Annotated in this window: 16 protein-coding genes; 7 read left to right on the top strand and 9 right to left on the bottom strand. The window is 73.6% G+C overall.

Annotated elements, in window-relative coordinates:
* Nucleotides 1-745 (bottom strand): 23S ribosomal RNA methyltransferase Erm (gene erm, locus EBN88_RS08645; protein ID WP_122183217.1); only part of this gene is annotated, 745 nt, incomplete at its 3' end.
* Between the two features lie 502 nt (nucleotides 746-1,247).
* Here erm and EBN88_RS08650 point away from each other — a divergent pair.
* The gene (locus EBN88_RS08650; protein ID WP_122183218.1) at nucleotides 1,248-4,799 is read left to right on the top strand and encodes an ABC transporter ATP-binding protein; all 3,552 of its coding nucleotides are present in this window, start codon (nucleotides 1,248-1,250) and stop codon (nucleotides 4,797-4,799) included.
* 55 nt (nucleotides 4,800-4,854) lie between these two features.
* Here EBN88_RS08650 and EBN88_RS08655 read toward each other — a convergent pair whose 3' ends face one another.
* The 6 genes from EBN88_RS08655 to EBN88_RS08680 form a co-directional block, all read right to left on the bottom strand.
* Entirely contained in the window at nucleotides 4,855-5,073 is a 219-nt protein-coding gene (locus EBN88_RS08655; protein WP_122183219.1) for a hypothetical protein, read from the bottom strand.
* Nucleotides 5,070-5,570: an NUDIX domain-containing protein gene (locus EBN88_RS08660; RefSeq protein ID WP_325052736.1), complete on the bottom strand. Its 501-nt coding sequence runs from the start codon at nucleotides 5,568-5,570 to the stop codon at nucleotides 5,070-5,072. Before EBN88_RS08660 ends, EBN88_RS08655 begins: the two co-directional genes overlap by 4 nt.
* Nucleotides 5,571-5,599: 29 nt before the next feature.
* The gene (locus tag EBN88_RS08665) at nucleotides 5,600-7,663 is read right to left on the bottom strand and encodes an ATP-binding SpoIIE family protein phosphatase (RefSeq protein WP_233580540.1); all 2,064 of its coding nucleotides are present in this window, start codon (nucleotides 7,661-7,663) and stop codon (nucleotides 5,600-5,602) included.
* 149 nt (nucleotides 7,664-7,812) lie between these two features.
* Nucleotides 7,813-8,667 carry a sugar phosphate isomerase/epimerase family protein gene (locus EBN88_RS08670; protein ID WP_122183220.1) on the bottom strand — a complete coding sequence of 285 codons (855 nt, stop codon included), beginning with the start codon at nucleotides 8,665-8,667 and terminating at the stop codon, nucleotides 7,813-7,815.
* Between the two features lie 70 nt (nucleotides 8,668-8,737).
* Nucleotides 8,738-9,895, bottom strand: coding sequence for a dihydrodipicolinate synthase family protein (locus tag EBN88_RS08675; RefSeq protein ID WP_122183221.1), 1,158 nt, complete (start codon nucleotides 9,893-9,895; stop codon nucleotides 8,738-8,740).
* A 75-nt stretch (nucleotides 9,896-9,970) separates the two neighbouring features.
* Complete coding sequence (locus tag EBN88_RS08680; RefSeq protein ID WP_122183222.1) at nucleotides 9,971-11,146, bottom strand: Gfo/Idh/MocA family protein; 1,176 nt, start codon at nucleotides 11,144-11,146, stop codon at nucleotides 9,971-9,973.
* 88 nt (nucleotides 11,147-11,234) lie between these two features.
* Here EBN88_RS08680 and EBN88_RS08685 point away from each other — a divergent pair, with 88 nt between their 5' ends.
* From EBN88_RS08685 to EBN88_RS31695, 4 genes are all read left to right on the top strand, one after another.
* Nucleotides 11,235-12,287 carry a LacI family DNA-binding transcriptional regulator gene (locus tag EBN88_RS08685; RefSeq protein ID WP_122183223.1) on the top strand — a complete coding sequence of 351 codons (1,053 nt, stop codon included), beginning with the start codon at nucleotides 11,235-11,237 and terminating at the stop codon, nucleotides 12,285-12,287.
* 133 nt (nucleotides 12,288-12,420) lie between these two features.
* Entirely contained in the window at nucleotides 12,421-12,666 is a 246-nt protein-coding gene (locus EBN88_RS08690) for a nuclear transport factor 2 family protein (RefSeq protein WP_233580541.1), read from the top strand.
* A gap of 95 nt (nucleotides 12,667-12,761) precedes the next feature.
* Nucleotides 12,762-13,988 (top strand): AAA family ATPase, encoded by a 1,227-nt coding sequence (locus tag EBN88_RS08695; protein WP_122183224.1) that lies wholly within the window; start codon nucleotides 12,762-12,764, stop codon nucleotides 13,986-13,988.
* A gap of 276 nt (nucleotides 13,989-14,264) precedes the next feature.
* Complete coding sequence (locus EBN88_RS31695) at nucleotides 14,265-14,651, top strand: hypothetical protein (RefSeq protein ID WP_233580542.1); 387 nt, start codon at nucleotides 14,265-14,267, stop codon at nucleotides 14,649-14,651.
* Between the two features lie 86 nt (nucleotides 14,652-14,737).
* On the opposite strand, the gene EBN88_RS08705 is transcribed toward EBN88_RS31695, so the two are convergent.
* Together EBN88_RS08705 and EBN88_RS08710 are read right to left on the bottom strand one after the other, a co-directional pair.
* Complete coding sequence (locus tag EBN88_RS08705) at nucleotides 14,738-15,655, bottom strand: hypothetical protein (protein WP_122183225.1); 918 nt, start codon at nucleotides 15,653-15,655, stop codon at nucleotides 14,738-14,740.
* Nucleotides 15,652-17,751: a PEP/pyruvate-binding domain-containing protein gene (locus EBN88_RS08710; RefSeq protein WP_233580543.1), complete on the bottom strand. Its 2,100-nt coding sequence runs from the start codon at nucleotides 17,749-17,751 to the stop codon at nucleotides 15,652-15,654. The genes EBN88_RS08705 and EBN88_RS08710 overlap by 4 nt, the downstream gene beginning before the upstream one ends.
* A gap of 434 nt (nucleotides 17,752-18,185) precedes the next feature.
* On the opposite strand from EBN88_RS08710, the gene recD2 reads away from it, so the two are divergent.
* Together recD2 and EBN88_RS08720 are read left to right on the top strand one after the other, a co-directional pair.
* The gene (recD2, locus tag EBN88_RS08715) at nucleotides 18,186-20,444 is read left to right on the top strand and encodes an SF1B family DNA helicase RecD2 (RefSeq protein WP_122183227.1); all 2,259 of its coding nucleotides are present in this window, start codon (nucleotides 18,186-18,188) and stop codon (nucleotides 20,442-20,444) included.
* A gap of 139 nt (nucleotides 20,445-20,583) precedes the next feature.
* The gene (locus EBN88_RS08720) at nucleotides 20,584-21,897 is read left to right on the top strand and encodes a citrate synthase (protein ID WP_122183228.1); all 1,314 of its coding nucleotides are present in this window, start codon (nucleotides 20,584-20,586) and stop codon (nucleotides 21,895-21,897) included.
* The last annotated feature ends 266 nt before the right edge of the window (nucleotides 21,898-22,163 follow it).

Raw genomic sequence — 22,163 nt, forward strand, 5'->3', positions numbered from 1 at the left:
CGGCCAGCGCGGCGCGCACCCGGCGCGTGGGTCGGCCCCGGCGCAGGGTCGCGGCCAGCGAGCCGCCGACGCCGGTGAACCCCTCGGCGACCAGCGCCCGGTAGCCGGCCAGCTCGCCCGGCGGCAGCAGCGGCGCCGGCCGGCGCACCAGCCGCAGCACGGCCGAGTCGGTGCGCGGCACCGGGTCGAAGTGGTGCCGGTCGATGCGCGGCCCCAGCCGCCAGTCGAACTCCGGCCAGGACTGGACGGTCAGCAGCGGCCAGGTCCCGAAGTCGCCCGTGCGCCGCCGGGCGAACTCGCGCTGGGTGACCAGCGTCGCCGAGGTCAACGCGCGGGCCGCCAGGCACCAGCGGACGATGTCGGTGGTGCGGGAGTAGGGGATGTTGCCGACCACGACGAACGGGCGGGCCGGCGGGCGGGCGCGCAGGAAGTCGCCGCGCACCACCCGGACGTTGCCCTCGGTGGCCAGCCGCCCGGGCAGGGCCGCCGCCAGCGCGGGGTCCAGCTCGTGGGCGACCACCTCGCGGCTGGCCCTGGCCAGCGCCCTGGTGAGCCGGCCCTCGCCGGCGCCCGGCTCCCACACCAGGGCGGACGGCGGGAGTTCGGCCGCGCGCACGATGCGGCGCAGCACGCCGGCGTCGCGCAGGAAGTTCTGCGACAGGGCGCGGCGGTTGTCGCTCCTACGGGCGGAGCGACCGGAGCGACGGGACGGTTCGCGGTGGTGACGGTGGTGGTGGCTGGCCATGTGGGTCCTCGAAAGGCGCGAGGACAGGCCGGGAACGCGAAGATCCGCGAAGATCCGCGAAGATCCGCGAAGGAACGCGACAGGGAGCCGGCGGCCTGTCCGGGTCGGTGGGGACACGGACGGCCCTGGGCCGGAGGAGGGGGAACGCGGGGGAGCGCGAGACGGGCTCGGGCGCCGGGCGTGACCTGTCAGGCCAGGGCCGGGCGCCGGATGCGAGGACGTCGGGTCATGGTGGCCGCAACGGACGTCCGCGCGCCGGCGCGGCATCCGTTGATCAGCGTGATGGCTCCCATGGGAGGCGACCCTAGGACGCCCGGCGGGCCCGGGGCAAACGCGTTCCCGCCGGCGGCGGCCCGCGCGCTCCCGAGTGCGCCAGCGACCCGCGAGTGACACGTTCATATTGTTGCGGCGGGATGAAACGGCCGGTCGGCGGTGTTGGCACCTGTCGGTCGAAGGTCGTTGGTCAAGGGGGGCGAGCGGTTTGGGCACGGGAGGCGCCACGGTGGCTGAGCGAGAGGCCGGCTGGATACGGCGACTGGTGGGCTACTGCTGGCGGTACCGCCGCAACCTGCTGCTCTCCGTCGGCTCGTCCCTGGTCGGGATGGGCGTGATGGCCCTCATGCCGCTGATCGTCAAGGTGATCATCGACGACGTGGTGATCGGCGAGGAGGGCGGCCTCGGGCTGTGGGTGGGGCTGCTGCTGGCCGCCGCCGCCGTGGTCTACGCGTTGACCTTCGTGCGCCGCTACTACGGCGGCCGGCTCGGCATCGACGTCCAACACGACCTGCGCACGGGGATGTTCGACACCCTGACCCGGCTGGACGGCCGGCGGCAGGACGGGCTGAGCACCGGGCAGGTCGTCGGCCGGGCCACCAGCGACCTCCAGCTGATCCAGGGCCTGCTCTTCATGATGCCGATGACCATCGGCAACGTGATGCTCTTCGTCGTCTCCCTGGTCGTGATGCTGACCCTCTCGCCGCTGCTGACCCTGGTGGCGCTGGCGGTCGCCCCGGCGCTGTGGGTGATCGCGCTCCGCAGCCGGGTGCGGCTGTTCCCCGCGACCTGGTACGCCCAGGCGCAGGCCGCCGCCGTCGCCGGGGTGGTGGACGGCGCGGTCGGCGGGGTCCGCGTGGTCAAGGGCTTCGGGCAGGAGACCCAGGAGATGACCAGGCTGCGCCGGGTCAGCGAGCGGCTCTTCGCGGCCCGGATGCGCGGCGTGCGGCTGTCCGCCCGCTACACGCCGGCGCTCCAGGCGGTGCCCTCGCTGGGGCAGGTCGGGATGCTGGCGCTGGGCGGCTGGATGGCCACCCGGGGCGAGATCACGCTGGGCACCTTTGTCGCGTTCTCCACCTATCTCGCGCAACTGGTCGGCCCGGTCCGGATGTTGACGGTGATCCTCACCGTGGGCCAGCAGGCGAGGGCCGGCGTGGAGCGGGTCCTGGAGCTGATCGACACCGAGCCGACGATCCGGGAGGCGCCCGACGCCGCCGCGCTGCCGGCGGACGCGCCGGCCACCGTGGAGTTCGAGCGGGTCACCTTCGGCTACGCCGAGGACGAGCCGGTGCTGCGCGACGTGTCGCTGCGGGTCGGCGAGGGCGAGACGCTGGCGGTGGTCGGCCCCTCGGGCAGCGGGAAGTCGACGGTCTCGCTGCTGCTGCCGCGCTTCTACGACCCCGACGCGGGGACCGTGCGGATAGGCGGCCGGGACGTCCGCGAGCTGACGTTCGACTCGCTGCGGGCCGCGATCGGGCTGGTGCCGGAGGACAGCTTCCTCTTCTCCGACACCATCAGGAACAACCTGGCCCTCGGCCACCCCGAGGCCACCGACGAGCAGATCAGGGCGGCGGCCAGGGCGGCGCGGGCCGACGCGTTCGTCGAGGAGCTGCCCGAGGGCTACGACACGGTGATCGGCGAGCAGGGCATGACGCTCTCCGGCGGTCAGCGGCAGCGCCTGGCGCTGGCCCGCGCGATCCTCACCGACCCCAGGCTGCTGATCCTCGACGACGCCACCTCGGCCGTGGACGCCCGCGTGGAGCACGAGATCCACGAGGCGCTGCGCTCGGTGATGCGCGGCCGGACCACGCTGCTGATCGCGCACCGCGCCTCGACGCTGCGCCTGGCCGACCGGATCGCGGTGTTGGACGGCGGGCGGCTGGTCGACATCGGCACCCACGAGCAGCTCACCGGCCGCTGCGAGCTGTACCGGCGGCTGCTGGCCGACCCGGAGCGGCTGGGCGGGGCCGCCCCCGACCCGGCCGCCCTGCCGCCGGCCGACGACCGGCCCGGCATCGACGAGGAACGGGCCGCCGGCGCCGAACACACCTACGGCCTGCGGCGGTTGCTGTCCGGGCTCGGCCTGCCGCTGGCCGGCGCGCTGGCGCTGGTGGTGGTCGACGCGCTGGCCTCGCTGCTGCTGCCGGTGCTGATCCGGTACGGCATCGACGAGGGCGTGCGGGAGACGGCGCTGGGCGCGGTGTGGGCGGCGACGCTGCTGGCGCTCGGGGTGGTGCTGGTGCAGTGGGGGGCGCAGTACGGGGCGACGCGCGCCGTGGGGCGCGTGGGGGAGCGCGCGCTCTACACGCTGCGGGTGAAGATCTTCGCCCATCTGCAACGCCTCGGACTCGACTTCTACGAGCGGGAGTTGGCCGGCCGCGTCATGACGCGGATGACCACGGACGTGGACGCGCTGACGACGTTCCTCCAGACCGGGCTGGTCCAGGCGCTGGTCGCGGTGCTGACGTTCCTGGGCATCCTGGTTGTCCTGGTGGTGCTCGACGCGCAGTTGGCGCTGGTGGTGCTGGCGACCCTGGTGCCGCTCGTCGTCGGCACCGTCTTCTTCCGCCGACTGAGCACCCGCGCCTACGAGGTGGCCAGGGAACGGATCGCCGGCGTCAACGCCGACCTCCAGGAGTCGGTCGCCGGGCTGCGGGTGGTCCAGGCGTTCCGCAGGGAACGGGACGGCCGCGAGCGGTTCGCGGCCCGCTCGGACGGCTACCGGCGGGCGCGGGTGCGCGGGCAGTGGCTGATCTCCGTGTACTTCCCGTTCGTTCAGCTGCTGGCCTCGCTGGCCACCGCCGGGGTGCTGGTGGTGGGCGCCGGCCGGGTCGGCGACGGCACGCTGACGGCGGGCGCGCTGGTGGCGTACCTCCTCTACATCGAGCTGTTCTTCGCGCCCGTGCAGCAGCTGTCGCAGGTCTTCGACGGCTACCAGCAGGCGGTGGTCTCCCTCGGCCGCGTCCGGGAACTGCTGGCCGAGCGGCCGACGACGCCGCCGGCGAAGCGGCCGCTGCCGGTGGCGTCGGCGGCGCGCGAACTGTCCTTCGAACGCGTCAGGTTCGCCTACGCCGGCGCCGACGAGGACGCCCTGACCGGCGTCGACCTGACCATCCCCGCCGGGCAGACCGTGGCCTTCGTCGGCGAGACGGGCGCCGGGAAGTCCACGCTGGTGAAGCTCGTCGCGCGGTACTACGACCCGACCGGCGGCGCGGTCCGGCTGGGCGGCGTCGACCTCCGCGACCTCGACCTGACGAGCTACCGGCACCGGCTGGGCGTCGTCCCGCAGGAGCCGTACCTGTTCGCGGGCACGATCCGCGAGGCGATCGCGTACGGGCGGCCGGAGGCCACCGACGCGGAGGTCGAGGCGGCGGCCAGGGCGGTCGGCGCCCACCGCATGATCGCGGCGCTGCCCGGCGGCTACCGCCACCGGGTCGCCGAGCGCGGCCGCAACCTCTCGGCCGGGCAACGGCAGTTGATCGCCCTGGCCAGGGCGGAGCTGGTGAACCCCGACATCCTGCTCCTCGACGAGGCCACGGCGGCGCTGGACCTGGCCACCGAGGCGCTGGTCAACGAGGCGACCGACCGGCTGGCCGGCCGCCGCACCACCCTGGTGGTGGCGCACCGGCTCACGACGGCGGCGCGGGCGGACCGGGTGGTGGTGCTCGACCAGGGACGCGTGGTGGAGGACGGCACCCACGCGGAACTCCTCGCGGCGGAGGGCCGTTACGCGGAGCTGTGGCGAGCGTATGCCGCCGAACCGGCGGCCCCGGTGGGGTAGCCCTGCGCCCCGCGCCGGCCGGGTGGGTGCGGGCCCCGAGGCCCGCACCCCCCGCTCACCCCCTGCCGCGCCTGCGGGCCGCCCGCTCGTTGCCGTGCTTGTAGTTGCCGGTCCAACGGGCCATCACCAGTTGGGCGTCGCCCGTCTCGACCTCGTTCAGGAAGCGCGCGGCGCGCCCGCCGCGCAGCGTCGCGGCCGGGCGGCCGTGGTGGGTGATCAGCACGGTGCCGTCCGCGCGGGTGACATGGGCGAAGCCGCCGGGTCGGTTGCTCATGGCCGGGCCAGCCCGGCCAGATACGTGTCGACCGTCTGGAGCGCGCCGCCCGGCGGCGGCTCGTCCCCCGGCTCCCACCAACACAGCTCGGCGATCTCCTCGGTGGGGCTGAAGCCGACCGGCTCCTCGACGCGCGCCGCGTAGACCGCGCCGCGCAGCTCGCCCCGGCCCGCCAGCAGCGTGCGGGCGAAGCCCGCGAAGCGCAGCCGCTCCGGCGCGAGGCGCTGCCCCGTCTCCTCCCACAGCTCCCTGACCGCCGCCTCGCGCGGGCTCTCGCCCGGGTCGATGCCGCCGCCCGGCAGCTCCCAGCAGTCCCGGTCCCGGACGCGCACCAGCAGCAGCCGCGCCCCGCGCCAGGCCGCGACCAGCGCGTACCGCACGGGCGCTGTGGTGAAGACGGCGTCATCGGGACCCTCGTCGAACGCCACCAGCCGCATCCCCAGCGGACCGCTGGCCAACGCCGGCGCGGCCCCGTCGACTTCCGTGTCCTCGTTCACCCGCCCAGCGTACGGCCGTCGGGGCCGGATCAGGGCGCGAGTTCCGCCCAGATCGTCTTGCCCCCCGGCCGGTGCCTGGTGCCCCAGCGTTCGGTGAGGCGGGCGACGATGAACAGCCCACGGCCGCTCTCGTCGAAGGCCCGCGCCCGACGCAGGTGCGGCGAGGTGCTGGTGGAGTCGGAGACCTCGCAGATCAGCCCGCGTTCCCTGATCAGCCGCAGCTGGATGGGCCCGTCGGCGTGCCGGATCGCGTTGGTGACCAGTTCGCTCACCACCAGCTCGGCCGTGAACGCGGCGTCCGCCATGCCCCAGCCGGCCAGTTGGCTGGTCGCAAGGTCGCGGGCGCTGGCGACGGCGGTCGGGTCGTCGGGAATCTCCCAGGTCGCGACGTGCGAGGCGTCCAGCTTGTGGGTGCGGGCGACCAGCAGGGCCACGTCGTCCGTCGGCTGTTCGGCCAGCACGGTCTTCAGCACGCTGTCACAGAGCTGTTCGAGCGAGGCGGCCGGCTGGGCGAGGACCTGGCGCAGGTCGTTGTAGCTGCGGTTTGGGTCCTGCCGGCCACGGGACTCCACCAGGCCGTTGGTGTAGAGGGCGAGGAGGCTCTCCTCGGGCAGGTCCAGCTCGGTGGACTCGAACGGCAGCCCGCCGAGCCCCAGCGGCGGCCCGGCCGGCAGGTCGACGAACTCGGCCTCGCCGCTGGGCCGCACCAGCGCCGGCGCCGGATGCCCGGCCCGCGCCATGGTGCAGTGCCGCGACACCGGGTCGTAGACCGCGTACAGACAGGTCGCGCCGAACTCGCCCGAGGGGGCCTCGCGTTCGCTCTCGTCCGGCTCGGTCTCGAACCGCAGCCGGATCACCACGTCGTCCAGGTGGGTGAGCAACTCGTCCGGCGGCAGGTCGATGTCGGCCAGCGTGCGGACGGTGGAGCGGAGCCGGCCCATGGTGGCGGAGGCGTAGACCCCGTGCCCCACCACGTCGCCCACCACCAGCGCGACCCGGGCCCCGGAGAGCGGGATGACGTCGAACCAGTCGCCCCCGACGCCCATCGCCGAGTCGGCCGGCAGATAGCGGGTGGCCACGTCGACCGCGGCCAGCCGCGGCAGCCGGCGGGGCAGCAGGCTGCGCTGGAGCGCCAGCGAGGTGCGGTGCTCCCGGGTGAAGCTGCGCGCGTTGTCCACGCAGACCGCCGCCCTGGCCGCGATCTCCTGGGCCATCAGCAGGTCGTCCTCGTCGAACGGCGCCTCGGTGCGGTGCCGCAGGAAAACGGCGACGCCCAGGGTGATGCCCCGGGCGCGCAGCGGAACGGCGATGCCTGAGTGGACGCCGTGTCGTCGCCAGGGCTCCCCGGCCCGCTCGGGGGGAACGCAGAGCCAGGTCGCGAGTTCGGCCGCGCTCTCGATGGCGGCGGCGCGGAGAGGCTCGCCGTTGGCCAGGACGTTCGCCGGCACCGAATCCGGCGGGCAGTGCGGGGCGTCGCCCAGCTCCAGCACCGCCTCGGGCGCGCCGTCCAGAACCGACTGCTGCGCCACCCGGCGCAGCGCGTACGGGGGCCGCCCGCCGGACCAGTCGGCGACCGGCTCCTCGCCGCGCAGCACCGGGTCGGCCAGGTCGACGGTGGCCAGGTCGGCGAACCGGGGCACCGCCGCCTCGGCCAGCTCCCGCGCCGTGGTGTCGACCTCCAGCGTGTTGCCGATGTGGGTGGTCGCCACGCTCAGCAGCGTCAGCCGGTCGCGGGCGATCATCACCCGGCGCAGCTTCGCCTCCCGGTTGGCCCGCGCCCAGCAGCTCAGCAGGCTGACGATCACCGCCAGCACGATGGAGACGATCACCACCATCCGGGCGCCGGTGCGCTGCACGGGGAGGAGGAAGCCGTAGTTGGCGACGACGGAGGCGATCGAGACGGCGCCCAGCACGGCCGTCGGCCGCAGCGGCAGCAGCGCGCTGGCCACCAGCGGCGGCAGCAGCGAGAGGCTGGTGTAGCGGACGGTGGCCTGCGGCTGCCCCGCCCAGTTCTGGTACAGGCTGATCAGGACGACGGCCAGCAGCAGAAGCACGAAGAGGCTGTTCTGCCCACCGCGTCGGAGGGAAGCCACGAAACGCACCTCCCGGCCCGGTCATCCAAGGGGCCCGTGACGTTCCGTGCCCTGCGGTCCACCGTAGCGGCGCTTCGCCGGGCCGGCGACGGCTGCGGTCCGGCCGGGGGAGGGAGCCCGCTCGGCGGTCCCGTCCCGGCCCGGACCGGTCAGCGGGTGTGGGCGCGGTAGCGGGCGACCGTCTCGGCCAGCACGCCGATCCCCTCGCGGGCCCACAGCCCCTCGTTGAACAGCTCGACCTCGACGGGTCCGGTGTACCCGGCCGCGCGGACGGCCCGGTCGAACCAGCGGAAGTCGACGGCGCCGTCGCCCAGTTGGCCCCGCCCGTTGAGCACCCCTTCGGGCAGCGGGGTGGTCCAGTCGGCGAGCTGGAAGCAGTGGATGCGGCCCTCGGCCCCGGCCCTGGCGATGCCGGCGGCCAGCTGGTCGTCCCACCACAGGTGGTAGGTGTCGATCACCACCCCGACCCGCTCGGCCGGGAAGCGCCCGGCCAGGTCGAGGGCCTGGGCGAGGGTGGAGACCACGCAGCGGTCGGCCGCGTACATCGGGTGCAGCGGCTCGATCGCCAGCCGCACCCCGCGTTCCGCCGCGTAGGGCGCCAGCTCGGCCAGCGCTTCGGCGATCCGTTCCCGCGCGCCGAACAGGTCCCTGCTGCCGGGCGGCAGGCCGCCCGAGACCAGCACCAGCGTGTCGGTGCCGAGCGTGGCGGCCTCGTCGATGGCGGCGCGGTTGTCGTCGAGCGCGGCGGCCCGTTCGGCCGGGCGCTCGGCGGTGAAGAAGCCGCCCCGGCACAGCGAGGTCACCGTGAGGCCGGCGTCCCGCACCAGCCGGGCGGTGGCGGTCAGCCCGTAGGTGGCCACCGGCTCCCGCCACAGCCCGACGCCCGGCACGCCCTGCTCGGTCAGCCCCTTGACCAGCTCGGGCAGCGTCAGCTGGCGCACGGTCATCTGGTTGATCGAGAAGCCGGTCAGGTCGTCGGCGCCCTGGGTGCCTTCCTGAGTCATGCGGTCACTCCCATCTGGTCCACTCCGTGCATGGCCGACTCCGTTCCGTTCAGGTCGGGGTCCGCTCCGGTCACGGCTGGTCCACTCCGTGCACGGCCAGCAGCCGGGCCATCCGGTCGCGGGCGCGCTCCGGGTCGGGGAACAGGCCGAGCCCGTCGGCCAGTTCGTAGGCGCGGGCGAGGTGCGGCAGCGAACGGGCCGACTGGAGGCCGCCGACCATGGTGAAGTGGTCCTGGTGACCGGCCAGCCAGGCGAGGAACACGACGCCCGTCTTGTAGTAGCGGGTCGGCGCCCGGAAGAGGTGGCGGGAGAGCGGGACGGTCGGGTCCAGCAGCTTCCTGAAGCCCGCTGGGTCGTCCGCGTCCAGCGTCCGCACCGCCTCGGCCGCCAGCGGGCCCAGCGGGTCGAAGATCCCCAACAGGGCGTCGCTGTACCCCTGTTCGTCGCCGGCGATCAGCTCCGGGTAGTGGAAGTCGTCGCCCGTGTAGCAGCGCACGCCCGCCGGCAGGCGCCGGCGCAACGCGACCTCGCGCCCGGCGTCCAGCAGCGAGACCTTCACCCCGTCCACCCGGTCGGCGTTGGCCTCGATGATGGCCAGGAACGTGTCGGTGGCCCGGTCCAGGTCCCCCGAACCCCAGTAGCCCTCAAGCGCCGGGTCGAACATCGGCCCGAGCCAGTGCAGGATCACCGGCTCCGCCGACTGCCGCAGCAGCGCGCCGTAGACCTCCAGGTAGTCCTCGGGCCCGGCGGCCGTGGCCGCCAACGCCCGGGAGGCCATCAGGATCGGCCGCGCCCCGGTCTCCTCGACCACCGCCAGCTGCTCCTCGTAGGCGGCCCGCACCTCGGCCAGCGTGGCGGGACCGGCCAGCTGGTCGGTGCCCACGCCGCAGGCGACCATCCCGCCGACCGCCTTCGCCTCGGCGCCGGAGCGGCGGATCAGCTCGGCCGCGCCGGCCCAGTCCAGTCCCATGCCGCGCTGTGCGGTGTCCATGGCCTCAGCGACGCCCAGGCCGTGCGACCAGAGGTGGCGGCGGAAGGCGAGGGTGGTCTCCCAGTCGACGGCCGCCGGCCCCTCGGGCGTGGTGTCGGCGAACGGGTCGGCCACCACATGGGCGGCCGAGTAGACGACGCGCGAGCGCAGCGGCGGGCGCCCCGGCGTGAACGTGGCCGGCTCGGCGCGCGGGACATACGCGCGCAACGCGCCGGTGGCGTCGGGCAGTCGGATCACGGCGGTCGGATCTCCTTCGGGAGCTGATGCGGGAACGGGGGCTGCGGTCGCGCCGCATACGGGCTCGGCCCGGGCCTACAGGCTCAGCTCGGGCACCGCGACCCGCCGGCCCTCGGCCGAGGAGAGCAGGCCCAACTCGGCCAGCTGCACGCCGCGCGCGCCCGCCAACAGGTCCCAGCCGTACGGCTCGTCGGCCACCAGATGGCGCAGGAACAGCTCCCACTGGGCCTTGAACCCGTTGTCGAACTCGCCGTTGTCCGGCACCTCCTGCCACTGCTCGCGGAACCGCTCGGTGGCCGGGATGTCCGGGTTCCACACGGGCTTGGGCGTGGCCGAACGGTGCTGCACCCGGCAGCCGCGCAGCCCGGCGACGGCCGAGCCCTCGGTGCCGTCGACCTGGAACTCGACCAGCTCCTCGCGGTTGACCCGCACCGCCCAGGAGGAGTTGATCTGCGCCACGATCCCGCCGGCCAGCTGGAAGACACCGTAGGCCGCGTCGTCGGCGGTCGCCTCGTAGGGCTCGCCGGCCTCGTCCCAGCGGCGCGGAACGTGGGTGGTGGCCAGCGCCTGCACGCTCTCCACCCGGCCGAACAGCTCGTGCAGCACATACTCCCAGTGCGGGAACATGTCCACGACGATCCCGCCGCCGTCCTGCGCGCGGTAGTTCCAGGAGGGGCGCTGCGCGGCCTGCCAGTCGCCCTCGAAGACCCAGTAGCCGAACTCCCCGCGCACCGAGAGGACGCGGCCGAAGAAGCCGCCGTCGATCAGCCGCTTCAGCTTGAGCAGGCCCGGCAGGAAGAGCTTGTCCTGCACCACCCCGTGCTTGACCCCGGCGTCCCTGGCCTGCCGGGCCAGTGCCAGCGCGCCCTCCAGGCCGGTGGCGGTGGGCTTCTCGGTGTAGATGTGCTTCCCGGCGGCGATCGCCCTGCTGATCGCCTCCTCCCTGGCGAGGGTCACCTGGGCGTCGAAGTAGACCTCGACGCCCGGGTCGGCGAGCACGGCGTCGAGGTCGGTGCTGACCGCCTCCGGGTCCAGGCCGTGCCGGACGGCCAACTCCCGCAGCGCGGCGGGGCGTCGGCCGACCAGCAGCGGTTCCGGCCAGATCACCGTGCCGTCGCCGAGGGGGACGCCGCCCTGCTCGCGGATGGCGAGGATCGAGCGCACCAGGTGCTGGCGGTACCCCATCCGGCCGGTCACGCCGTTCATGGCGATCCGGACGGTTCTGCGCTCGGCGGCCGAGTGCGTCGTCATGTTGCTTGCCCTCCCGGGACGGTAAGCGCTTTCTACTGGGGGAGAAGCTAACCTCTTCGCAGCGGGCTAGGCAAGTGGGAGCAGAGGCATGGCAGTGACGCTGGCGGACGTTGCGGTCCGTGCGGGGGTGTCCGCGGCGACGGTCTCGCGGGTGCTGAACGGGAACTACCCGGTGGCCGGCGCCACCAGGAACCGCGTGCTGCGGGCCGTCGAGGAGCTGGAGTACGTCGTCAACGGCCCGGCCAGCGCCCTGGCCGCCGCGACATCCGACCTGGTGGGCGTGCTGGTCAACGACATCGCCGACCCCTTCTTCGGGATCATGGCCGGCGCGGTCCAGTCCGAGATCGGCGAGCCGACCGCCGAACGCGGCGGGCCCAAGCTCGCCGTGGTGTGCAACACCGGCGGCTCCCCCGAGCGCGAACTCACCTTCCTCACCCTGCTCCAGCGCCAACGCGCCGCCGCCGTGGTGCTCACCGGGGGCGCGCTGGAGGACGACGCGCACCGGGTCGCGCTGACCGGCCGGCTGGGCCGGCTGGAGTCCGCCGGCGCGCGGGTGGTGCTCTGCGGCCGGCCGCCGCTGGCCGACACCGACTTCCCGGCCGTGACCTTCGACAACCGCGAGGGCGCGCGGCGGATCACCGAGCACCTGCTGACGCTGGGGCACCGCCGGCTGGGCTATCTCGCCGGGCCGCAGGCCCGCACCACCACGCGGCACCGGCTGGAGGGCCACCGGGCCGCGCTGGCCGCCGCCGGGCTGGCGGGGGACGCCGCCCGGCTGACCGTGCGGGGCGACTACGGGCGCTCGGCCGGCTATGCGGGCGCGGTGGAACTGCTCGCCCGCGAGCCGGAGTTGACCGCCATCGTGGCGGCCAACGACACCGTCGCGCTGGGCGCCTGCGCCGCGCTGCGGGACCGGGGTGTGCGCATCCCGGAGGACGTGTCGGTCACCGGCTTCGACGACCTGCCGTTCGCGGTGGACGCGACGCCGGCGCTGACGACGGTGCGGCTGCCGCTGCACGAGGCCGGGGTGCGGGCCGGGAAGCTGGCCCTGGGCCGCGAGGAGCCGCCGGCGGACGGGGTCGTGACCTGCGGCGGCGAGCTGATGGTGCGCGACTCGACGGCCCCGCCGAGGGACGCCTGACCGGGGGCCCGGCCGGCCGGCGGTGCCGATGGGGCCCGCGGTGGAAGGGGCTTTGTGCGGCGGTGCGTTCGGCTGGCGGACCGGGACGTTGGACGCCTTACCCGATGCCCAACGGGTCGATTCCCTCGACCGCTTGCTCGCCGAGCGCGCCTGCGGGCGGCTGCTGGCGGACCCGGTCGTCCACACGCCCGAGACCGCCAGCGTCACCAGCTGTCTGGCGACCTTCCGGGTCGACGGCCACCGGGGCGAACCGCTGCCGGCCGGCCCGCCGGTGCGAGTCGGGCACCACGAGGACCGCTTCCAACGGCGCGACGGCCGCTGGCCGTTGGCCCACCGCACGCCGCACCTGGCCTTCGGCGTGGCGACACCGCGAGCGTAGGCGCCGGGGCGCTCGCGCGCCCGCCGCGCGGGGGTGGATCTGGGCGCCTCGTGAGTCACTTCACCCCGCGATCGCCGATCCGATAGGTTCACCCCATGCCTGGCCGCCTGTTGGAACTGCACGTCGAGAATTTCCGTAGCCTGCGGAACGTCACCATTCCGCTCGGTCCACTCACTGTCCTGGTAGGTCCGAACGGGGCCGGGAAATCCAATGTTCTCAAGGTTTTCGACTTCCTCGCCGCGATGATTCGGACCGATCTGCGGCCTGCGCTCGAAGAGCACGGCGGATTTGACGAGGTTGGTTTCTGGGGGGGGGGAGAACGGCCTCCCACCTCGATGGTTATTCACCTCAAGGCCAACTGGACCACGCACGCGAGCCCCAAGGCCCCCGACGAGTACTCGTTGACCATTCGGCGACGATCGAACCCCAACCGGGACGGTGCTTACACCCTGTCGCGTCAAGAGAGCTTCCAGTTCAAGCGAACGCGGGGCCGGGGGCGGCGTATCACGATTTCCGGTAATGAGGCGAGGGTCGTCGACGCGGGGACCGGTGGTGGTGCGGATGGCAGCAGTTTCGGAATCCAGCCGCTGAGTAGCGGGCTTTCCACCCTTCCTCGGCTCGGCCGCTCCGACGGTGGTGAAGAGGTCGCGAGAGTGGCGGATCGTCTGTCGTCCTTCAGGGTTTTCGACGTGGATGTCGCGGCGGCTCGTCAGCCCACCCGTGCACGCTCTGTCCGCGCGGACCACCTGGATGCGCGGGCGGAGAATCTGGCGGTCTTTCTCGTGCGGCTGAGCGCTGACGAGGAGCGGTGGAAAGATCTCACGAGCGACGCTCGGCGCATTCTTCCCTCCTTGCGGAGCATCGAGTTCGAGCAGGTCGGCGGCCACGCCGAGAGGCTGGCCGTGGTGCTGCACGAACGGGGACTGCGTCGCACCACGCCGCTCGCCGACGCCTCGTTCGGCACGGTGCGGCTCCTGGGCCTCCTGGCCATGCTCTACGATCCGCATCCGCCGGCGCTCACCTGCGTCGAGGAGATTGACCACGGTCTTCACCCGCAGGCCCTCGAACTGATCGTGGAGCGCCTCCGTGAGGCGTCCGAACGGACACAGTTGATCGTGGCGACCCACTCACCCGCGCTCGTTGATCGACTGGTTCCCGAGGAGTTCGTCGTCTGCGAACGAGACGAGTCCGGGGCGTCGATCATCCCCGCTCTGTCGAAGGACCGGATCGAGGAGGTCGCGGCGGAGAGTGGCGACGAGCCACTGGGCGAACTCTGGTTCTCGGGGGTGTTGGGTGGGGACCTGACGGAGGACGACCTGTGAGTCGCGGGCGAAACAGGAGAACATCGAGGAAGAGCGCGATCGTCGTCATCGCGGGCGAAAGCTCCAATGACCGCCGGATGTTGGCGGCCTTCATCAGGGCAGCGCATCCGCGGCTGGCCGAGGCGGTCACGTTGACCGAGATCACGGACCAGGTGAGGCTGCGCAGGAAGACGGGCCCCGACCTGACCAGAGCTGTGGGGACGCTGGTGAGGAAGGCATTCGGTAAGGCCAGGCTCAAGGAGGGGGGTCCTCGCCGGGATCGTCATCCACGAGGACATGGACGACTGCGTAGGTCCGGCGTACGACTCCGTGCGGCGTGCGGTTTCATCGGTTCTCGCCAGAGAGAGCGACGGGGCGGAGACCGTGTACGCGTTGGCGGCCGCGGAGTCCGAGGCGTGGCTGCTCCTCTTCCCCGACGCCTTCCCGCTCCACCGGCCCTCGTGGCGCATTCCCCGGCAACTCCAGGGCAAGGACACCGGGCGTCGTAAGAATCCGAAGGAGGAACTCGGGTCCGTTCTGGCCAACCCCTCCTTCAGGGAGAGCGACGGGCCCGAGATCCTTGCTCGGGGCCTGGCCAACGGGCTGCTGGACAAGCCGAACGGGTCCAACCGTTCGTACAGCGAGTTCGTCGGTGACCTCACGCGCTGGAGGGTTCCGAGCTGAACGCCACGGCGCTCGCGCGCATGGTGCGCGGCGCCGCGCGGTGTGCTCCCGCCCCCGCCGCGCGCGGCGCGCTCGCGCCCTCGGCGTCAGTCGTCCGAGGAGATCGCCCCCGTGCCCAGGACCGTCAGTTGGACGCGGTCCAGGCCCGCGTCCTGGAGGCAGCCGATCAGGCGGTGGCGGTCGTGGTCGCTGAGCGACGGGTGGACCGTCGCCGCGTACAGGCGGGTGTCGAGGGTCGCCATCCCGGCCTGGGACAGCGGGATCGCGGTCGCGTCCCGGCAGCGTTCCCAGAGCTGGTGGGCGGCGAGGTCGGCGCGCTCGTCGGGAACGTTCTTGGCGGTCACCGTGAAGAGCACCGAGGTCGCGGTCTCGGTGCCGCGTTCCGGCGGTCGGGTCTCGGTCAGCTCCGCGAGCACCGCGTAGAGGCCCAGGCACAGCAGCAGCGCGACGCCCGCCGCCGTCGGCGCGCGCCAGCGCGGCGGGCCGAGCGGCGGCTGTGCGGACAGATCGGCCGCGACGCTGCCGAGCGCCCCGCCGGTCGGCGCGGACAGCGGCACCAGCCGGCCGGCGAGCCGACGGCGGCCCAACGGCCTGGTGGTGGCGCGGGCGATCCGTTCCACCGCCCAGGCCAGCCCCGAGAGCGCGGCGCCGGCCGCCATCAGCACCGGGACAAAGACATGGGTGTGGCCCTCCTCCAGCCAGCTGAACCGGGACTCGGCGCGCCGCGTCGACTCCCGTTCCGAGGCACGCTCCCGTTCGCCGGCGCGCAGCAGGGCGAGGATCTCCTCGTGGCGGCGGTCGTTCTCGCGGGCCTGCCGCTCCAGCCGCCCGAGCCGGTCCAGGGTGGCGAAGCCGAGCAGCAGCACCTCGATCACCAGCAGCAACACCCCGCACAGCAGCGTGCGTTGCCACTGCCAGCGGTAGAGGTAGACGACCAGGTAGCCGGCGGCGCCCAGCGCGGCCACCCCGCCGAACAGGTAGGCCGCCATCCTCGCCGATCTCATCCCCGCACCTCCGTTCCGCTGCCACGCGTTCCGCTGCCGTGCGTTCCGCTCTCGCGCGCCGCCGGCGCGCCGGTCCGCACCGCTATCTCGCCGGTCGCGCCGTCGAGGAGCAGCCGGGTGCCGGGCGGGAAACGGTCCACCGCGTCGGCCGCCCCCGTCACCGTTGGCAGTCGCAACTCCCTTGCCAGCACGGCGAGATGGGAGAGCGGGCTGCCGGTCTGGGCGATCAGTCCCACCACCGAGGGCAGCGCGGGGGCCAGCCCCGGGTCCAGGTGGCGGACCACCAGCACCGCGTCCTCGGGCGGTTCGCCGGTGCCGTCCCAGGCGACGCCGGAGGCCCGCCCGGTGGAGGCGCCCACCGCCGCCCCGGCGTCGCGCGCGGCCCGTTCGGGAACGACCGTTCCGTCGGCCGCCAGCCGGAACGCGTCCGGCAGCGGCGGCCCGCTGGGGCGGGCCCGCCGCCAGGCGAGGTCGGTGGGCAGCGGCTGGCCGCGCACCACGTCGAGCAGCTCGGGCCAACGCAGCAGCGCCAGCCGGTCGATGGCCACGGTCCGCGCGGCGATCTCGCGCACCAGCCGCGTCTGGTACTCCTGCACCCACCGCACCCGCAGCCGCAGCCCCTCCCGGGTGGAGAGCGTGCCGGGCGCGGGCCCGCCGGCGAGGCCCCGCTGGGGCGGCAGCCGCAGCGGGCGGGTCAGGCTCGGCGGCACCAGGGCGAGCACCTCGGGCCTGGCGGCGGCCAGTTCGGCGTCGGTCAGGCCCTCGGCCCGGCCGTGCCGCAGCGCGGCCAGCGCGGCCGCCGCCCCACCGCCCGCCCCGCCACCGCCCGAGGGCTCCTCCGGAAGCAGCGCGCCGGCGAGCGCCTCCTGGGCGTGCAGCGCCAGCAAGGCGGCGCGCGACCAGCGCAACGCGCCCACCAGGTCCGTCGGGCTCAGCTCGCCCGGCGCCGGCGCCTGGGTCAACTCCCGGTCCACATCGGCCTGAAGCGTCAGCGCCAGCCCGGGCAGGGCGCCGCGCAGCCGCCCGATGCCCCAGGCGGCGGCGAGGCGGCGGGCCGGCGGCAGCGGGTTGAGCCAGTGCAGCAGCCGGTGCCGGGGCGCGACCAGGCCGAGCAGCGCGAGGTCCGCCACCGCGCGCCCCTGCACCGTGCGCACCACCGGCAGCCGGCGCAGCCGGCGGCGCGAGGCGGCGCCCGCGAGGTCGAGCGCCGTGGCCAGGCCCTGGGCCAGCGGCGTCACCCACAGGTCCTCCTCCAGCGGGGCCAACGGCTCGGGCAGCGTCTCGGCGACCGGCCCTGGGCCGAGCAACCGGGCGCCGCGCGCCGGGCGTTGCCCCATCGCCGTGATCGGCCGCGACTGGAACAGACACAGCCGACCGTCGTCGGCCGCGAAGCCGAACTCGATGTCCTGCGGCCCCCCGAAGACCCGGCCGGCCCGCCGCGCCAGCGCCGCCAGCGCCCGGGCCTGGCGGCGGTCGAGCGGCCCGGGCCCCTCGACGGCCCGGCCGCGCCGGCTCAGCCGGACGCTCTCGCCCTGTACCGCGCCGCCCACGAGCCGGTCGGGCCCGCCGGCGACGGCGCTGACCAGCAGCCGGTCCGTCTCCCCCGTCACCGGGTCGGCGCCGAAGAGCACCCCGCCGATGCGGCTCTCCACCATCGGCTGCACCAGCACCGCCATCGGCGCCGGCGGCCCGCCGGCCGAGGCCGCCGAGTCCCGCACCGCGCGGAGCGCCGCCCGGAACGCGTCGGGCCCCCGCACGTCCAGCACCGAAAGAAAGCGGCCGGCCATCGCCGAGTCCGCCGTGTCCTCGGCGGCCGAGGAGGAACGCACCACCAGCGGCCGCCGCCCGTCGTCGCTCAGCCGGCGCCAGAGCGTCAACGGGTCGTCGCCGCGCTGGCCGCTGGCCGTCGGCAGCACCACGAAGCCCGGCAGCGCGGGCAGACCGGCGCCCAACGCCCTGGCCAGCGCCGCCGCCTTGCCGCCGACCACGTCCGCCCGTGTCGCGCGCGGGTCGCGCAACTCCCACGCCACACCCAACGGCGGCGCGGCCGAGGCGCCGACCGCGCCCTCGCCCCACACGCCGTCCCTGCCACTCATCATCAGCCTCCGTAACCACGTCACGGCCGCCCCCGGGGAAGGACGCCCAGCGCGGCTCGTCACCTGACCGGAATCGGGAGCAACTGGAGATGGCGGGAATTCACGGGGGGAGGGGCGCGGAGGAGGGGCGCGGGCGGGGCCGCGCGCGCCGGGAGTCGCCGGTCCGGACCGACCCCTGTGCGAAGGCGAACGTCGTGTCGCGACGACGGGAACGCAACCGTTCCGGAGCCAGGGGAGTCTCATGCTTCGGTGACCCGAGGTCCTGGCGACCCAGGCCCCGCTGTTCGTGGGGGGAGCAGGAGGGGAGCCGAGGGGGTCGGCCCCGCCCGGGCCGACCCCCTGGGCCGTTCCGCCCGCCCGTTCCGCCCGCCCGTTCCGCTCCGACTCCCCGGCCCGTTCCGCGCGTTGTCGGTGGCGGGCGCTACGGTCGGGGCATGTCGGGTAGTGCGAACGCGCGGGGTGCGGGCGGGGGCGGCGCCGTGCTGGAGGGCGTGCTGGAGCGCATCACCTACGCCAACGAGGACAACGGCTACACGGTCGCCCGCGTCGACACCGGCCGGGGCGGCGGCGAGCTGCTGACGGTGGTGGGCTCGCTGCTGGGCGCCCAGGTCGGCGAGTCCCTGCGGATGACCGGCCGTTGGGGCTCCCACCCGCAGTACGGCCGCCAGTTCCTCGTGGAGAACTACACGACCGTGCTGCCGGCGACGGTGCAGGGCATCCGGCGCTATCTGGGCTCGGGCCTGATCAAGGGCATCGGGCCGAAGACGGCCGAGCGCATCGTCGAGCACTTCGGGACCGAGACCCTGGAGGTGATCGAGGCCGACCCGAAGGCGCTGATCGCCGTCCCGGGGCTTGGCCCCAAGCGCACCGCGCTGATCGCCGCCGCCTGGGAGGAACAGAAGGCGATCAAGGAGGTGATGGTCTTCCTCCAGAGCGTGGAGGTCTCCACCTCCATCGCCGTGCGGATCTACAAGAAGTACGGCGACGCCTCGATCTCCGTGGTGAAGAACGAGCCCTACCGGCTGGCCTCCGACGTCTGGGGCATCGGCTTCCTGACCGCCGACCGGATCGCCCGCGCGGTCGGCATCCCCGAGGACAGCCCGGAGCGGGTCAAGGCCGGCCTGCGGTACGCCCTTTCGCAGGCGAGCGACCAGGGGCACTGCTATCTGCCCGAGGAGCGGCTGATCGCCGACGCGGTCAAGCTGTTGGGCGTCGACACCGGCCTGGTCATCGACTGCCTGGGGGAGTTGACCGAGGACCCGGAGGGCGCGGTCAGGGAGTCGGTGCCCGATCCGGAGGGCGAGCGCGGCACCGAGGCGCGGGTCACGGCGGTCTATCTGCCGCCGTTCCACCGGGCCGAGCTGTCGCTGGCCGGCCAGCTGCGCCGGCTGCTGCGGGCGGAGGAGGACCGGCTCGCCGCGTTCCAAACGGTCGACTGGGGCCGGGCGTTGGGCTGGCTCGCCGGCCGGACCGGCGCCGAGCTGGCGCCGGAGCAGGAGGAGGCGGTGCGGCTGGCGTTGACCGAGCGGGTCGCGGTGCTGACCGGCGGCCCGGGCTGCGGGAAGTCGTTCACCGTGCGGTCCGTGGTGGAGCTGGCCAGGGCCAGGAACGCCAAGGTGGTGCTGGCCGCGCCGACCGGCCGGGCCGCCAAGCGGCTGGCGGAGCTGACCGGCGCCGAGGCGTCGACGGTGCACCGGCTGCTGGAGCTGAAGCCCGGCGGCGACGCGGCCTTCGACCGGGACCGGCCGCTGGACGCCGACCTGGTGGTGGTCGACGAGGCGTCGATGCTGGACCTGTTGCTGGCCAACAAGCTGGTCAAGGCCGTGGCCCCCGGCGCGCACCTGCTGCTGGTGGGCGACGTGGACCAGCTGCCCTCGGTCGGCGCCGGCGAGGTGCTGCGGGACCTGCTCGCCCCCGGCAGTCCGGTGCCGGCGGTCCGGCTGACCCGGATCTTCCGGCAGGCCCAGCAGTCGGGCGTGGTGACCAACGCGCACCGGATCAACGAGGGACTGCCGCCGGTCACTTCGGGCCTGAAGGACTTCTTCCTCTTCGTCGAGGAGGACACCGAGGCGGCCGGGCGGCTGGCGGTGGACGTGGCGGCCCGTCGCGTTCCGGCCAGGTTCGGGCTCGACCCGCGCCGGGACGTCCAGGTGCTCACCCCGATGCACCGGGGCCCGGCCGGCGCCGGCACGCTCAACGGGCTGCTCCAGGAGTCCGTCACCCCGGCCCGCCCCGGCCTGCCGGAGAAGCGCTTCGGCGGCCGGGTCTTCCGCGTCGGCGACAAGGTCACCCAGATCAGGAACAACTATGACAAGGGCGCCAACGGCGTCTTCAACGGCACGGTCGGCGTGGTCACCGGCCTCGACGTGGACGAGCAGCGGCTGACCGTGCTGACGGACGAGGACGAGGAGGTTCCGTACGACTTCGCCGAGTTGGACGAGCTGTCCCACGCCTACGCGGTGACCATCCACCGCTCGCAGGGCAGCGAGTATCCGTGCGTGGTCATCCCCGTTACCACCAGTGCCTGGATGATGCTGCAACGTAACCTGCTGTACACGGCGGTGACTCGGGCCAAGCGCCTTGTGGTGCTGGTCGGTTCGCGGCGCGCGTTGGGTCAGGCGGTGCGCAGCGTCTCCGCCGGCCGCCGCTGCACGGCCCTGGACGCCCGCCTCTCCGGTGCGATACACACCTAAGGTCCCGAATCGCGCGGCACGGCGTGCCAGAAATTGGTCTCTTGGCCGACCCCGAGTGCACATCTTGGCGCCAGATGGGGGACAGTAGAGGTGAGTCAGGGCACCTCGAAGAAGAGGCACTACGTCGGTGAGGGATGACGTGAGCGAAAACCGCTACGGCGACAACGCAGACAACGCAGTAGTAGTGCGGTACGGCGACGGGGAGTACACCTACCCGTTGGTCGAGAGCACGGTCGGCGACCGTGGCTTCGATATCGGCAAGCTGCGTGCCCAGACCGGTCTGGTGACCCTGGACTCCGGTTTCGGCAACACGGCGGCCTGCGAGTCGGCGATCACCTATCTGGACGGCGAGAACGGCATCCTGCGCTATCGGGGCTACCCGATCGAGCAGCTGGCCGAGCACGGCACGTTCCTGGAGACCGCCTACCTTCTGATCAACGGCGAGCTACCCACGGTGGACCAGCTCTCCGGCTTCCGCGACGAGATCACCCAGCACACGCTGCTGCACGAGGACGTCAAACGCTTCTACGACGGCTTCCCCCGGGACGCGCACCCGATGGCGATGCTGTCCTCGGTGGTCAGCGCGCTGTCCACGTTCTACCAGGACAGCCACAACCCGTTCGACGAGCGGCAGCGCCACATCTCGACGATCCGGCTGCTGGCCAAGCTGCCGACGATCGCCGCCTACGCCTTCAAGAAGGCCGCCGGCCACCCGGTGGTCTACCCGCGCAACGACCTGGGGTACGTGGAGAACTTCCTGCGGATGACCTTCTCGGTCCCCGCCGAGGAGTACGCGCTGGACCCGGTGGTGGTCAACGCGCTGGACAAGCTGCTGATCCTGCACGCCGACCACGAGCAGAACTGTTCCGCGTCCACGGTGCGGATGGTCGGCTCCTCCCAGGCGAACCTGTTCGTCTCCATCTCCGCCGGCATCAACGCGCTCTGGGGCCCGCTGCACGGCGGCGCCAACGCGGCGGTGCTGGAGATGCTGGAGAGCATCCAGGCGCAGGGCGGTGACGTCGACTCCTTCATCACCAAGGTCAAGAACAAGGAGCAGGGCGTCCGCCTGATGGGCTTCGGGCACCGGGTCTACAAGAGCTTCGACCCGCGCGCCAAGATCATCAAGGCCGCCGCGCACGACGTCCTGTCGGCGCTGGGCAAGTCCGACGAGCTGCTGGACATCGCCCTGCGGCTGGAGGAGCGGGCGCTGAGCGACGACTACTTCGTCTCGCGCAACCTCTACCCCAACGTGGACTTCTACACCGGCCTGATCTACCGGGCCATGGGCTTCCCGACCAGCATGTTCACCGTGCTGTTCGCGCTCGGCCGGCTGCCCGGCTGGATCGCCCAGTGGCACGAGATGATCACCGACCCGAGCACCAGGATCGGCCGCCCGAGGCAGATCTACACCGGCGTGGTGGAGCGTCCGTACCTGCCCGTCGAGCAGCGCTGACTGCGATGTGATGTAGGTCACACCATAAGGTGTGCAACCTTTGATGGAGCTGTGGGTCTAACCGGTCAGAGTTGGCGCGGATTCGGCTGGATTCACGCCAACGGTCGTCCGGCCGGGGTCCCGTGGGGGGACGCTCTGAGCGGACGGCAGGAAACGCCCCGCGCCGGGCCCTGTGGGGGGACCCGCCGGCGGGGCGTTTCCCATGTCCGGGTCTCTGTCGTCCCCGGCCGTTCTTGCCGTTCCTGCCCCCTCCCGGCCCGTTCGCC

It is taken from the genome of Streptomyces triticirhizae, assembly GCF_003696235.1.
GTDB classification, from domain to species: Bacteria; Actinomycetota; Actinomycetes; order Streptomycetales; family Streptomycetaceae; genus Streptomyces; species Streptomyces triticirhizae.

Bases quoted from the DNA above. Each gene is read 5' to 3' on its own strand.
- EBN88_RS08695 (WP_122183224.1), top strand. From the start codon at position 12,762: ATGCCTGGCCGCCTGTTGGAACTGCACGTCGAGAATTTCCGTAGCCTG.
- EBN88_RS08685 (WP_122183223.1), top strand. From the start codon at position 11,235: ATGGCAGTGACGCTGGCGGACGTTGCGGTCCGTGCGGGGGTGTCCGCG.
- EBN88_RS08705 (WP_122183225.1), bottom strand. From the start codon at position 15,655: ATGAGATCGGCGAGGATGGCGGCCTACCTGTTCGGCGGGGTGGCCGCG.
- EBN88_RS08655 (WP_122183219.1), bottom strand. From the start codon at position 5,073: ATGAGCAACCGACCCGGCGGCTTCGCCCATGTCACCCGCGCGGACGGC.
- EBN88_RS08680 (WP_122183222.1), bottom strand. From the start codon at position 11,146: ATGACGACGCACTCGGCCGCCGAGCGCAGAACCGTCCGGATCGCCATG.
- EBN88_RS08710 (WP_233580543.1), bottom strand. From the start codon at position 17,751: ATGAGTGGCAGGGACGGCGTGTGGGGCGAGGGCGCGGTCGGCGCCTCG.
- EBN88_RS08670 (WP_122183220.1), bottom strand. From the start codon at position 8,667: ATGACTCAGGAAGGCACCCAGGGCGCCGACGACCTGACCGGCTTCTCG.
- EBN88_RS31695 (WP_233580542.1), top strand. From the start codon at position 14,265: ATGGACGACTGCGTAGGTCCGGCGTACGACTCCGTGCGGCGTGCGGTT.
- recD2 (WP_122183227.1), top strand. From the start codon at position 18,186: ATGTCGGGTAGTGCGAACGCGCGGGGTGCGGGCGGGGGCGGCGCCGTG.